At 50.0% G+C, this 13893-nt stretch carries 14 protein-coding genes and 1 pseudogene; 10 read left to right on the forward strand and 5 right to left on the reverse strand.

Features of this window, described 5'->3' with window-relative positions:
- Both FD25_RS00005 and FD25_RS14250 read left to right on the forward strand, forming a co-directional pair.
- Positions 1-1502: LTA synthase family protein (locus FD25_RS00005; protein WP_157050042.1), on the forward strand; the 1502-nt coding region annotated here is incomplete at its 5' end.
- Between the two features lie 220 nt (positions 1503-1722).
- Positions 1723-1893 (forward strand): annotated as a pseudogene (locus FD25_RS14250) (dTDP-glucose 4,6-dehydratase); the annotation flags it as partial.
- A gap of 63 nt (positions 1894-1956) precedes the next feature.
- Here the strand turns inward: FD25_RS14250 and FD25_RS00010 are convergent.
- Complete coding sequence (locus tag FD25_RS00010; RefSeq protein WP_057800548.1) at positions 1957-2331, reverse strand: hypothetical protein; 375 nt, start codon at positions 2329-2331, stop codon at positions 1957-1959.
- Between the two features lie 29 nt (positions 2332-2360).
- A complete protein-coding gene (locus FD25_RS00015) occupies positions 2361-3347 on the reverse strand; it encodes a GIY-YIG nuclease family protein (protein ID WP_057800549.1) in 987 nt (328 codons plus the stop codon).
- Positions 3348-3542: 195 nt separating this feature from the next.
- On the opposite strand from FD25_RS00015, the gene FD25_RS00020 reads away from it, so the two are divergent.
- Positions 3543-4067 (forward strand): hypothetical protein, encoded by a 525-nt coding sequence (locus FD25_RS00020; protein ID WP_057800550.1) that lies wholly within the window; start codon positions 3543-3545, stop codon positions 4065-4067.
- A gap of 110 nt (positions 4068-4177) precedes the next feature.
- Here FD25_RS00020 and FD25_RS00025 read toward each other — a convergent pair whose 3' ends face one another.
- Entirely contained in the window at positions 4178-5155 is a 978-nt protein-coding gene (locus tag FD25_RS00025) for a polyprenyl synthetase family protein (RefSeq protein ID WP_057800551.1), read from the reverse strand.
- A gap of 99 nt (positions 5156-5254) precedes the next feature.
- On the opposite strand from FD25_RS00025, the gene FD25_RS00030 reads away from it, so the two are divergent.
- The 5 genes from FD25_RS00030 to FD25_RS00050 all read left to right on the forward strand — a co-directional run bounded on the left by FD25_RS00030 (position 5255) and on the right by FD25_RS00050 (position 9529).
- Positions 5255-6160: a 1,4-dihydroxy-2-naphthoate polyprenyltransferase gene (locus FD25_RS00030; protein WP_057800552.1), complete on the forward strand. Its 906-nt coding sequence runs from the start codon at positions 5255-5257 to the stop codon at positions 6158-6160.
- Positions 6161-6267: 107 nt separating this feature from the next.
- Complete coding sequence (locus FD25_RS00035) at positions 6268-6843, forward strand: xanthine phosphoribosyltransferase (protein ID WP_057800553.1); 576 nt, start codon at positions 6268-6270, stop codon at positions 6841-6843.
- A gap of 563 nt (positions 6844-7406) precedes the next feature.
- Positions 7407-8558, forward strand: coding sequence for an ATP-grasp domain-containing protein (locus tag FD25_RS00040; protein WP_057800554.1), 1152 nt, complete (start codon positions 7407-7409; stop codon positions 8556-8558).
- Between the two features lie 193 nt (positions 8559-8751).
- On the forward strand, positions 8752-9021 hold the full coding sequence (locus FD25_RS00045) for a type II toxin-antitoxin system prevent-host-death family antitoxin (protein WP_057800555.1): 270 nt from the start codon (positions 8752-8754) through the stop codon (positions 9019-9021).
- Positions 9022-9085: 64 nt separating this feature from the next.
- Complete coding sequence (locus FD25_RS00050; protein ID WP_057800556.1) at positions 9086-9529, forward strand: GNAT family N-acetyltransferase; 444 nt, start codon at positions 9086-9088, stop codon at positions 9527-9529.
- A gap of 69 nt (positions 9530-9598) precedes the next feature.
- Here FD25_RS00050 and FD25_RS14475 read toward each other — a convergent pair whose 3' ends face one another.
- Positions 9599-9940: a type II toxin-antitoxin system PemK/MazF family toxin gene (locus FD25_RS14475; protein WP_420835896.1), complete on the reverse strand. Its 342-nt coding sequence runs from the start codon at positions 9938-9940 to the stop codon at positions 9599-9601.
- 43 nt (positions 9941-9983) lie between these two features.
- A complete protein-coding gene (locus FD25_RS13985; protein ID WP_146999933.1) occupies positions 9984-10184 on the reverse strand; it encodes a hypothetical protein in 201 nt (66 codons plus the stop codon).
- Positions 10185-10212: 28 nt separating this feature from the next.
- On the opposite strand from FD25_RS13985, the gene FD25_RS14440 reads away from it, so the two are divergent.
- Positions 10213-11007, forward strand: coding sequence for a Fic family protein (locus FD25_RS14440; RefSeq protein ID WP_057800557.1), 795 nt, complete (start codon positions 10213-10215; stop codon positions 11005-11007).
- 144 nt (positions 11008-11151) lie between these two features.
- Complete coding sequence (gene pcrA / locus FD25_RS00060; protein ID WP_146999932.1) at positions 11152-13404, forward strand: DNA helicase PcrA; 2253 nt, start codon at positions 11152-11154, stop codon at positions 13402-13404.
- Positions 13405-13893: the final 489 nt, after the last annotated feature.

Genomic DNA, 13893 nt, shown 5'->3' on the forward strand with positions numbered 1-13893 from the left:
ATCGAGAATTTCCTTCCTGTTTTTCTATAGAACTCGAGTTATGTCCCGAACTCTTTGGATTTCGGAACTATGATTTGCGTATATCTCGAATTGTAGGTGTTACTGTTATTCTATTGACGGCAATATGTGGTTACGGATTTTTTAATGCACAGAAAAAGGATACTTTATCCTATAAAGTTGCACATGCGATGGGAAATAATCCGCTCTATTTAAATCCAGAGATTGCTGTTGAAACTAATGGTCCTATTGTGAACTTTTTTAATAATATGAATATCCAAGTTATGGATAAACCTGATAGGTATTCAAAAGCAACCATGGCTAAGCTCGTTGCGCGATATACGAAAATAAGTCGCGATGAGAATAAAACAAGAACAGGTAAAAAACAGAAAGTGGTTTTTATTTTATCAGAGAGTTTTAGTGATCCAACCAAGGTACCAGGTATAAGATTGAATCACGATCCTATACCCTATACTCGAAATGTTATTCGTAATGGCGTTGGTGGTAATATGATTAGCGATGGCTATGGTGGCGGGACCGCAAACATGGAATATCAAGCATTAACGGGATTATCGTTAGGCAATTTTTCTGCAACATTGCCAACCCCCTATACACAGTTGGTAGTCCATCAAACGAAGACCTTTTCTATTAACAACTTGTTCAGTCGAAGCATGGCAATTCACCCATATGAGGGAACATTATATTCGCGAAAAGCGGTCTTTAAAAAGATGCAATTTAATGAATTTAATTATTTAAAGCATGGTTATACAAAACCGTATATTAAAACAATTGATAAGAATCCCTATGTTTCAGATCGCGCAGTTTACAAAAATTTGATTAATACGTTAAAAAGCAACAAAAATAGTGATTTTATTCAGTTGTCTACTATGCAGAACCATATGCCATACAGTAATTATTACAAGAATAATCGTTTTAAAGTAACAGGGAATATTTCGGCTAAAGAAAAAGCGATGATTGAAACGTATGCGCAAGGAATTAATTATACAGATTCTGATAATCGATATCTTCTTAAGCAACTGAAAAAAATGAAACAGAATATTACGGTAGTATTTTATGGAGATCATTTACCTAGTATTTATAATCATGTGAATTTAGAAAAGTATGGGGTAGCTATGCATGAGACACCTTATTTCATCTGGTCTAATCATCTTTCCTTGAGAAAAACAGCATATCAAAGTATGATTGGCACTTACTCCTTTGCTAATGAAATGCAGCAGGTTACTAATACCCAAACAACCCCGTATTATGCTTTACTGAAAGAAGTAACTGAGAAGCTACCAATTATTGCTTCAAAAGTATCCACAACTTCAGCTGACCCTAATTTGCCTAGTGGTGGAATGAATTTAATAAATCGAGAAAATGGTGCGTTCACGAGTGTTTCAAAATTAACAACGAAACAAAAACAACTTTTAAAAGATTATCAGTTGGTTCAGTATGATTTTACGGCTGGTAAACACTATGCTCTGTCTAGAATGACAAGGTAGATAGCATGTATTATTGGGAGTTTTGGCTTTAGAATCACTGGAGTTACCGGTTAAGTAATTTTGATTATTTATCAATTGAGCAAGATGTGGCAACTTATTTTTTAAGTTCATAGACGCCAATATGAAAACAACTTGGCTATTTTCCACCGGTTTGTTTATGATGTTCCCGTGGCGAAAATTACTGGTAAGACATATCGACTAAAAGGTGTTAGATGGCTGTCGTTATGCGATTAATATCACGAAGCTCCGCCAAAAACTAGACTAGCGGTCAGAAGTCACTTACTTTGTGCAGGGCTTACAGCAGACCATTGACTGGTATCGTGAGCATGAAGACTGGTGGCGGGCTGAGAAGGCTGCCGTGGAAGCCAAGTATGCGCAGCGGGGACAATAAGTCGAATAAAACCGTCAACCAGATGTTTTTCCGGTTGGCGGTTTTAGTGTGTGATTAGAGATCTTACTTCGTGTAATATTCAGTCTGTGTGTCGTAAGTAATCTTCAACGCCTTGTGGTGCTTATAGTGACTGCGCTTGAGGTTGAAGTTTTCACCGACTTGTTTACCCTTGTGGGCCTGAAAGACGGTGACGTAACCCTTACCGACGTGGACGCCAAGCTGTTTACCCTTGAACTGAATCACGGCGGCCTTAATGGAACGGGCATGGACCACTAACTTTTGCCCCCGTTTAATTTTAGGGGAGCGCAGGACCCAGGTTCCCCGGTATGACTTGGGAATCGACCGATAGACGCTTTTGGCTGAAGCGGGTTGAACCGTTGCGAAGGTGCCCAAACTGAGGAGTAACGTTAGCATGGTAATCATGAGTTTCTTGAACATGGTAAAACTTCCTTTTATGTAGATTTGGTTCACTTAGTATAATCTTCCCGAAACACGGTGTGGTGGTTAGTTGCCAACTGCTTTTGCCGTTGATCCAGGTAGGCCTTGGCTTCCTGACTGTTGGTGCAGTCCGTCAAGATGACGGCTTCTTGGACCGTGGCGAATCGCTTAGAGGATTGGTCATCCCCGGCCACGGTGAACTTCCCCGTCGACAACTTCTTAAACGCAAAGTTTAAGCTTTTTCGTAATCGGTGAAAGAGCAGATAGTCGTTGTTATCGGACACCGTAATCGCGATAATGGCGTTAGCCGGAGCGGCTAAGATAGCGGCTCGTCGTTGTTGAGGAAGGTACTTTGACAGATAATCGGTCTGTGGGGTGGAATGCTTGACGGCTACTGGCTTAGCTGCGGAGATGCCCACTTCTTGCGGTTGATATCCAAACGTGTGCTGGTTAGCGGGGTTATTTAGGGCCTTAACAAGTTGGTCTTCTCGAACTGCCGTGAATTTGCCGCCCCGCACGGCTTGGTAACCATACCGTTTCATCAGATTTAACGTAGCTTGGGTCTCCGCCGCTTCCAAGTCGGGTCGGGTGATGTCGGTAAATTCCGTTAAACCGATGACCTCTAACGGGTGATGGTCGGTCGTCCAGTAAGCACATTTGAAGCCGTCCTCGTTTTCACCGAGAAAGTGGGCTTGAATGCGACTCCGTAAGTGACTAGTCGAGCCAACGTAGTACTTACCGTCCCGGAGGCGTAATTCGTAAACGTAATTGTGGTGACCTTCGTCTTTTTCGAAGAAGTGCCAGGCCGAGAGTTGTCGTTTTTGATCTTCCAGCTGCTGGGTCTTGGTTACGAGGTCTTGAATTCGCACGGAAGCTTGATCATACCGTGCTTGGGCGTTTTGTAGGTGTTCGCTTAGGGTGTCTAGCCGTTGTTGCAAAGCCTGGGTTTGTTGTTGAAGCTGTTGATTGGTGGCGCGTAGCTCGGTGGTGTCCGGATGATTGCCGAAAAGACCCATAGTGATTCCTCCCAGTTAATTAGTCATTATAAATCTATCTTACCGCTTTTAGATGGAGATGGTAATTAGAACTGGCTATAAATTAAGTGATATAAGGATTATGGTTAATGCAAATTATTTTATGGAAATGATTAATCTTAGTGATAGGGAGCGGTATACTAAAAGTGGTTAATAATTATAAAGGAGAAATTCACGATGCAGAAGTTGGTAAAATTGACCAGTGCGTTACTAATCACAATGGCGGTTGGCACGTCCGGCGTAGAACTGACGACCACGGCAGCTCAGGCCAAGGCGAAGAGGACGGAACGAACGTTACCTAAGTCGATTCGGGGGACCTGGTGGCATTATGATGGCAAAGGACACTACGGCAAAACGACCATTACGGCTAAGAAAATCAAGTCACGTAGTTATAGTAGTGGCGAGTGGTTCAAGTATTCGACAGCAATCCACTCTCGTAAACTAAGCGCTAATCCAGATAAATTGAAAATACATAATAATTGGGGCGTTATTTCGGGTCATTACCATGGCTGGACGGATGTCCGGGGCTGGAATCAATCAGCTGGTGATGGCACCTACTATAAGCTGAGTCAGCGTCAATATCATGGCAAAAAGGTGCGTGTATTGAAGTTGGCTGGTGGCGCGGGTATTGAAACGTATTCTCACCAGTACACAACTAAGAAATTAGCCAAGCATTTTAAGAGTAGTCACGAAATTTACTAAACAAAAACGAGGTAGCTTATTCGAAAATAGGCTACCTCGTTATTAGTATCTCGTTTATCCCGGAGGTGGGGTTCGACCCCCACGTCCCCTTAGGACACTGGAATTTTAGTTTAGTGGTCCCGTTTTAACAACATCCCCGTCAGCCGCGCCAGCGCCTCCCGGTTACTCCCAGCGGGTAACGCCGCAATCAGGTTCAGCGCCCTGTCCGTCCATTCGGTGGCTAACTGCCGCGCGGCTTCGACACCACCATGTTGGGTAACCAGTTCACGTACGGCCAGGATATCGTCTGCTGTCATGTCCTGACGTTTCTTCAGGTACTGATGGAAGTCACGTTTGGCCTTAGGCATTGCCAGCAAGAGTGGCAACGAGTACACGCCGGAACGCAGGTCTTCCAAGATCGGTTTCTTGGTCTTCTTCGGGTCACCCGCGTAGTCCAAGATGTCGTCTAACATCTGGTAGGCGCTCCCGATAGCCTCACCGATCGGCCGGGCACTGTCCTGCACGACTTGCGGTGCGTTGGTCAGCATGGCGCCTTGGTAACAGGCCAGCGCGAACAGCTCGGCCGTCTTGCCGGCAATTTCACTCAGGTAAGCGTCTAGCGTGGCGTCCTCTTGGTAGTTCAATGCCATTTGGCCCAGTTCGCCGGTCAAAATCTTGTGCATGGCGTTAATGTGGGTTTGAATCAAGTATGTATCGCTGGTCGACTTTAAAACCTGGTCGAAGTAGACCGTGAACATGAAGTCCCCGGCGTAAATCGCGTTGCGTTGGCCGTACTTCATCTGAATGGTCCGCACCCCGCGGCGAGTGGGGGAGGCGTCAATCACGTCGTCGTGAATCAACGTCCCCACGTGGAGAATTTCTAGCGCCGCGGCCCCGGATCGTAAGCGTTCGGCCGGTACCGGTTCGCCAAATTTGGTAAATAAATAAAAGTATCCGGGACGGAGAAGCTTGCCGCCGGATTCCAATAAGGCTAATATTTTATTGTGGATAGGTTGGTTGGTCAAGTTTACCGCATCCAGCAGATAGGGCTGTAACGCGTTGAGTTCTGGCTCAACCTGCGGAAATTGCCGCCAAAGTTGTCGATCCATACTGCACCTCGTTTGTTAGTCAAAATTAATCTTACCGACAACCGGAAACGTTGTCAAACAAAGCCGCCCCTAGGGGTGACGAAACTGGGGGAAATTAGCGTGAACCTGAAAGTTTTTCTAGAATTAGTCGAAATTAAAGCCAAAATTGCATCCGTCTGGCCGTTTTTACTGGGCCTGATTTTTGTCTTCCATAATTATGGCCACTTAAATGGGGGGATCAGTCTACTGTTCTTCATCGCCATGTTCCTGTTCAACATGGCCGTGGACATCAACGACAACTACCAAGATTACACCAAGGCCGACGATAATCAAGCCGCCGAATGGAAAAAACATACCAATATTATCGGGGTGCACCACTTGAACGTCCACGGCATCTTCGCGCTGATGGCCAGTTTCACGGTGGTGGCCGCGCTGATTGGGCTGTACCTGGTCTGGCTGACTGGTTGGCCGCTCCTGGTCATGGGCATCTTCTGTTTTCTGGTGGGTTACCTCTACGCTGGTGGACCCAAGCCGTTGTCCGGGACGCCGACCGGAGAGTTCTTCGCCGGCTTCACCATGGGTTTCATGATCATGGCGATCACCGTCTACCTGAACCTTTATCAAACCAATGTCTTGACGTGGACATTGTGGGGCCGGGTCCTGCTGGCTTCCGGGGTGGCCGTCACGGCCATCGCCGCCTTACTACTGGCCAACAACATCTGTGACGCCCAGGAAGACCTGGATCTCAACCGGACCACCATCGTGTACTTCATCGGCAAGCAACGCGCCTTGTGGCTGTTTGCCGGTTTCTACGTCGTGGGGTACCTGTCGTTGATCGTCAGCGTCCTCATTGGGGACTTACCGGTCTGGTCGTTACTGGCCCTAGTCAGCGCCGTACCGGTGGGCAAAAACATCCGCGCCTTCTTCAAGGTTCAGGTTAAAAAGGAAACCTTCATCTTGGCGGTGCGCAACCTCGGCCTGTTAGCCGTCTTCACGGTGGTTTGTGAAGCTATCGGACTATTGTGACCTTAAAGCTTCCTAAATTTATCGGCCCGGGCGTTGTGCATTTGACGATAAGTCGGGTAGAATGGAAGTTAACAGTTTAAACGGCAAACGAGAGCTTGGAGGCTATTATGAAAATTTTAGAGGACCGTATTTTAAAGGATGGCACGATTTTACCCGGGAACGTTTTGAAGGTGGATAACTTCTTGAACCACGAAGTCGACCCCCAACTGATGGACCAGATGGGCGCCGAGTTCGCCCGGAAGTTCAAAGACGCCGGGGTGACCAAGGTCCTCACCGTCGAGTCTTCCGGGATCGCGCCGGCCGTGATGGCAGCCCTGCATTTGGGCGTACCGATGATTTTCGCCCGGAAACACAAGAGTCTGACGCTGACCGACCACCTGTACACGGCCAAGGTCTACTCGTACACCAAGCAGGTCAATAACGACATCTCGATCGACCGGCGCTTCTTGAGTCCCGACGACAACGTCCTAATTATCGACGACTTCTTGGCGAACGGCCAGGCGGTTCAGGGCTTACTGGACATCGCTGAAACGGCCCAGATCAAGGTTGCCGGCGTGGGCGTGGTCATTGAGAAACGCTTCCAGAAGGGCCACCAGTTGGTCACGGACGCGGGCATCCCGTTGGTCGCTTTGGCCAGCATCGCCAAGTTCGAGAACGGTACGGTGACCTTTGCGCAGGACTAGCGGGCTAACGCTTGTGTATTCTGCGGCAAAACTTTAAACTTGAGTTAGGTAAAATCTGCCGCTTCCGGCCAAGTCAAAACGGGCTGGAACGGGGTAGCTGAAACTGTTCGCCTTCCGGCTCTCAGGGGCTGGAACGCCTGCGGGCACGATTCTGAACCTCGCAAAAGGCGCGAGTTTCAAAACTCGGCCTTATTCTAGGGCGGCATAAAACGCCACCCAAGAATAATTTCGCTGGCTGAGCCCCCGAGAGCCTCCAGGCTGGACATTGGTCGTTGTCAGCTTTACTTGCGAAGACGCAACCTGTAAGCTGGGGGTAACGATACTATCTGGTGGATTACCTACCAAACTTAGCGGAGCGGAGTCGACTGGATTGGCTATGGTGAAATTAATGTTAGTCGACGTTTTGGGTCGGCTTACATTAAGGTCGAGTTTCGGAGACCGCGGGTTTGGCGGGCTCCGAAATCGTGCCCACCATAGCGAATCTTGCTCGACGGAGCGCAGCGGCAACAACAAACTATATTTAAAAATCAAACTTAAACTAAACGTGGAAAGTAGGGAGTAAATTGGCGAATACGGTCTTATATCCAGGAGATACCATTGGGGTGATTGGCAACAGTGCCAACGCCGCAATGTTGGTCACCACGGCCCGCAAGATGGGGTTGCGCGTGGGGGCATACGGCGCCGACGAAACCGGCGAAGCCTTACAACTAGCCGACTTCAAGGCAGTGGGGACCGCCAAAGATAAGGACAAGTTACAACATTTTGCGGAAAGCTGTGCGGCGGTGGTCTACGATTCCGACCACGTCAGCACCGCCGTCGTGAAGTTTTTGTCCCAGTTCACCCGGATTCCGCAAGGTAGCGACCTGCTGGAAATGATGCAGGACCGCTTACTCGAACGGGCCTTCTTCGAACAATTAAACGTCAATATCGCGCCGTACGCCACGATCATTAGCCTTGATGACGTGTACCAATCCGTCAACTCGATCGGTTACCCGTGTGTGCTTAAGCCGATTCAAAAGGAATGGTCCCGGGGCCGCGAGTTAGTGATTCGCACCCAAACGGACATCGCCAAGGCGGCCGGTCTACTGGACTGGGGGACCTACATTTTGGAATCCCAGATTGCCTACGACAAGGAGTACTCCTTGATCGTGGCTCGAGACGCGGCGGGTAACCAACAGTTGTTCCCGATTACCGAAGCACAATCCATCGACGACCGGGCGTTTAAGACCTGGGTCCCGGCTAACGTGGATCAAGCCGTTGCCGGGGAACTCCAACGCATCGCGGGCGAAGTCGGCAAGCACGTCAACTACGTGGGGGTCTACGAGGTCAGCTTCTACCTGACCAAGAGTGGCGCCATCTATGTCAAGAAGATCACGCCGGCGCCGAGTGAAAACGGCTACGTCTTCGCCGTGGCCGCCACGGTCGACGAATTCGATCAACATCTGCGCGCCATCTGTGGCTTGCCATTAGCGACGCCTCAGATTTTGACGCCGGCCGTGACGGTGGCCTTCATGGTCAGCCAACAACCGGCCATGCGGACCCAGTGGCAGATCAAGCCTAATTGGCATTTCAACTTCTACCACCTGCGCAACCAGCGGCCCGACGACATCATGGGTCACATCGCCGTAACGGGCGATTCGGCCAAGACCATGTTAGACCAACTTGATGATACTGGGATCTGGTCGGACGATGATGCGGACGATACCGCCGAATAAGTTGAATCTAAGTTAAAAGGTCTTTGAGCCAGTTGGTTCAAAGACCTCTTTTAGATGGAGAAACCAAGGGGCTGGTTAAGTTAGTAGCTTAAAGGGTTGTTCACCCATAAATCGTTTGGGAAGCTTTTCTCAGGGCTATCGGGTATGATTAACGTAACTTGAGACGCGCAACCGGCTAAGGGAGGCCCTGACGATGGAACACATCACGGATACGGAGTTACAACGTAAGGTTTGTCACTATTTAAACGGGGTGACGGATCGTCGCAAGCCCCTCACGGTGACGGCCAAGAACGGCGACGAAGTGGTGATCATTTCCGAAGCGAATTACCGCAACTTGCGGGCCAACCAGCTAGTGTTAGGTGACCCGGCCCACCAAGCGTGGATTCAGGAATCCATGCGCCAAGTCCGCGAGTTGGACGCCCAACAGACGTCCTTGCCGCGGGCACTGGACGAAACGAAATAGCAGCATCGGTGGCTACCCCGGGGTGGGTGGTCATTTTTTGACTGAAGGAGGAACCCAATATAATATGACGATTCACGAAATTCAAGAACGCCCCCAGTTATTAATCGACCAATTGGTAGCATTGTGGGAGGGTTCGGTGCGCGCGACGCACCTCTTTTTATCAACTGACGAGGTGACCCAGATCAAGGCCTACGTGCCCCAGGCGCTACGGCAAGTGCCCAAATTAGTGGTGCTGACCGATAACGACGGCGAACCGGTGGCCTTTATGGGCCTCACGCAACATCACCTGGACATGTTGTTCATTGCCGCCGACCAACGGGGCCACGGGTTGGGCAAACAACTGCTGACCTACGGCATCCAGCAGTGCGGCGTCGACCGGTTAACGGTTAACGAACAGAATCCCGGCGCTTTAGGGTTTTATCAGCACATGGGCTTTCAGGTGACTGAACGTAGCGCCACGGATGAACAGGGTCAGCCGTACCCGGTATTGACCATGCGGCTGGGGTGAAATTGAGTGATGAAAAATAGAAACGACTTAAAAAAGCGTTCAGTCATTTATCCTGAACGCTTTTTGGGGCTAATCTAATAATAGCCCAAAGATACTCCGAACTGCTATTAGGGCTTTTTTACGCGAATTCCTATTAATTTCGCCAACAATCTTACCATGACGTGCCTGGTAGTCATATCCTAAAATGCCACTGAAAACGGCATAGCCATGAATAGACTGGTCCTCTATTCTCATAATTGTTGCGGCGGGCATTGTTTGAGCGATTTCAGACGACGTAATGGGGAACCCAACGACCATGTGTGTGCTGCGATTATAGATTTCGTCACTAATGACTAGCATTGGTCGTCGACTATTGCCGCGGATGGCATCGTGGTCACCGGATTCTTGACCAGCGTGTGGTTCCGCATCGATTCAAATCAAGTCGCCCGGTTTAGGGATGGCCTTTTTCTCTAGCTTACCAGACATTTTCTTTACCTGTTAACTTGCCGTTATCGTGAATTCCCATGTCCTTCATCGCCTTTGAGAAATCAAAATCGGTGTCAAAGATGTTTTGCGGCTTGTCAGGATGATAGGCAATCGTCCCATCTGTAAGTAGTTCAATATGGTAAGCTTTGTCAGAAGGAACACCAAAGCTTACAGGGACTGTTAAAGTCATTAGGTGAGGTTAAGGGGGAAATGATCTTATGGGTTTACAATCAAAGCTAGAGCAGACAATAGCACTAAGGGGCCGTTTAGCACAATTAAAACCGTTATCCCGGCCACAGGCCCATCAACTCGCCACTAACGTGCGTATCGAACACGTCTGGGCCTCTAACGCCCTGGAAGGGAATCGGCTGACACAACCACAGACGGCTTCAATCGTTCAAGCGGGAATAACGGTTGCGGGAGCGACCGTTAGGGATACGTTGGACGCCATAAATCTGAATACGGCCTACCTAGCTGTCATGAAGCCAACGGTTGTCCCTGCTTTAACCATAACCACGATTCAGGAGATTAATCGGCTTATTTTGGGACCAGTGTATCAACTTCGACACCCCATGGTGGGATATCGGACGGTTCCGGCCTGGCCCTGTGGTTTAGAAACGCACCCGTATATGTTACCGCAAAGACTTGAACCGGCCATGGTGGAATTCGAGACCTGGTTAGATGGTAGTGTTGGAAAAATTTCACCCGTACTTTTAGCGGTACAGTTACATCGGCGGTTGGTGACAATCCATCCTTTCCTCGACGGTAACGGTCGGACTGCACGTTTATTGATGAATCTAATGTTGACTCAGGCGGGTTATCCCAGCGTTAATCTACACCCCACCGTCCGGACAGCCTACCTGGAAAGACTGGAATTGGCGCGTTGCGGTAATGAAGAACCCTTCGAAGTTTTCATGGTAGAACACGCCTTACAAGCTCTCCGACAGCGGATTAAAACACTTGAACTTAATGAGCAGAATTATCGTGACGCTCAGCGGGAAACGAATCTCTAAGTGAGGGGTGCAGTCGATATTTAGCCCTGTCGGTTAGCTAAATTCTCCCGACAAATTTTCTCTTAAATTTCCCGGGAACTCGGCAGAACGTATGTTTCTTTGGTATAATAGTCAGGACTAACTACAGAGAGGATTGTGTTCACGGTGGCAGGAGAAGAATTGTTAACGGGCATGAATGACAAACAAACGGAGGCCGTCCTGCAGACGGAGGGCCCCTTATTGGTATTGGCCGGCGCCGGGAGTGGGAAGACGCGGGTCTTGACCCACCGGGTGGCCTATCTGATCGAACACAACCACGTGTTACCGTGGCACATCTTGGCGATCACCTTTACCAACAAGGCCGCCAAGGAAATGCGCGAACGGGTGATCAAGCTTTTGGGCCCCGACGGCAACGACGTCTGGGTCTCGACGTTCCACGCCTTGTGTGTGCGGGTCTTGCGCCGCGATGCCGATAAATTAGGCTACACGCGCGCCTTCACCATCGCCGACACCGGCGAACAACGCACGCTGATCAAGCGGACCTTACAGGAACTCAACCTGGACGTGAAGAAGTACGACCCGCGTTCCGTTTTGAGCACCATTTCCAACGCGAAGAACGCCCTGCAGACGCCGGCCATGTTGGCGGCCGAAGCGGGTGACCCGTTCAAGCAAAAGGTGGCCGAAGTCTACGACCGCTACCAACGGGCGTTAAAGGCCAACCAGGCCATGGATTTTGATGACTTGATCATGTTGACGATTCAACTCTTTCAACAGAATCCCGACGTGCTGGGCTACTACCAGGACAAATTTCAATACATCCACGTCGACGAATACCAGGATACCAACGACGCGCAGTACATGCTGGTCAACATGCTGGCCAAAAAGCACGACAACCTGTGCGTGGTCGGGGATGGTGACCAGAGTATCTACGGCTGGCGGGGCGCCAACATGGAAAACATCCTGAACTTTGAACGGGATTATCCGGGCGCACACGTGACCTTACTGGAACAGAACTACCGCTCGACCAAGACCATCCTGGAAGCGGCTAACGACGTGATTCAAAAGAACGTCAACCGGAAGAAAAAGGACCTCTGGACGGAAAATCCGGAGGGCGATAAGATTTCGTATTACCGCGGGCAAAACGAAAACGACGAGGCCCATTACGTGGTGGCCAAGATTCAAGAAGAACGCGAACAACACCACCGCGGATACGGTGACTTCGCCGTGCTGTATCGGACCAACGCCCAATCCCGGGTGATTGAAGAAACGCTGGTCAAGGCCAACATTCCGTACACCATGGTCGGGGGCCACAAGTTCTACGACCGGAAGGAAATCCGTGACGTTTTGGCTTACCTGACGTTGATCGCCAACCCGGCCGATTCGATGAGCCTGGAACGGATCATCAACGAACCCAAGCGAGGTATCGGGGCCACCAGCTTAGAAAAACTGCGCGACTTCGCCGATTACAACGACTGGACGGAATTGGAAGCCACGCAAAACATTACGCTAGCCACCAACATCAGTACCCGGACGCGCAACGCGATGGATAAGTTCGGCCACACGATTGCCACGGTGCAGGCCACGGCAGCCACGGCCAGCGTGTCCGACATCACCAACGATATTTTGGATAAGACCGGCTACCTGAAGCTCCTCAAGGACGCCAAGTCACTGGAAGCCGAGACCCGGGTGGAAAACATCGAAGAATTCCTGTCCGTGACCCAGAAGTTCGACACGGACTGGGATCAGGCCGATCACGACGAGAACGATAATCGGTTGGTCGAATTCTTGGCTGATTTAGCGCTGGTCTCGGCCCAAGACGACGTCGACGAAGAACCCGCCGAAGTGACGTTGATGACGCTCCACGCCGCCAAAGGGTTGGAATTTCCGGTCATCTTCTTAATGGGGCTCGAAGAGGGCATCTTCCCGTTATCGCGGGCCATGCTCGAAGAAGACGAACTGGAAGAAGAACGCCGGTTAGCTTACGTGGGCATCACGCGGGCGCAAAATAAACTGTATCTGACCAACGCCTATTCGCGGATGCTCTACGGTCGGCGGCAGAATAATCCGGAATCCCGGTTCGTGACCGAAATCAATCCGGAACTCTTACACTTGGACTACAGCGAAAGTAAGAGTGGCTTGACGCCTTCACGCCGCGACGTGCCGTTTGCCCGGCGAACGGCCAGTGCGGTTGCCAACCCGTACCACGGTAAGACCGGTCGGGTGTCGACTGACACGGGGACCGGAGCCGGTAAGGTTGCCTGGACCGTGGGCGACAAGGCCAGCCACAAGAAGTGGGGTGTGGGGACCGTAGTCAAGGTCAGCGGGACCGGCGAAGACGCCGAGCTCGACATTGCCTTTCCAGAACAGGGTGTTAAGCGGCTGTTGGCCGCCTTCGCCCCCATCAAACGTGTCGATTAACCTTAAACGCAAAAGCGTCACGGCGGTCAACGACCGTGGTGGCGTTTTTTTCAGGGGTAGCGAGTAACATTTTTGAGCTATCTGGCGTAAAATTAAAGTGTTATTGAGTGGGGAATCGCTCCATTTCGCCGAGCAAGATTAGCTATGGTGTGAAGGTTGGCGCTCCACGCCGTCGATTAGCGACTGGTAGTGGGCACGATTCTGAAGCCTCGAAACCCTCGAGTCTCCAGAACTCGACCTGATGGTAAGCCAGCAAGAAACGCTGACTAACCATCATTTCACTACCAGTCACCATTCGACTCTGTTACGCTCACGCTAGTTGTTGCTGGTGACATATGGTTTGGTAATTCACCAATAGTCAAGGAATGACAGCCGGGGTTACTGGTAGCTTTTTTCATCAGGGGTGGATAATACTCTTCATGCAATAGTGGAATTTACCGTCAGTAGTAGCGTAACGGAGCCGACTGGATTGGCTATGGTGAAGTTGAT

The sequence above is a fragment of the Levilactobacillus acidifarinae DSM 19394 = JCM 15949 genome, assembly GCF_001434835.1.
In the GTDB taxonomy this organism is placed as follows: Bacteria; Bacillota; Bacilli; order Lactobacillales; family Lactobacillaceae; genus Levilactobacillus; species Levilactobacillus acidifarinae.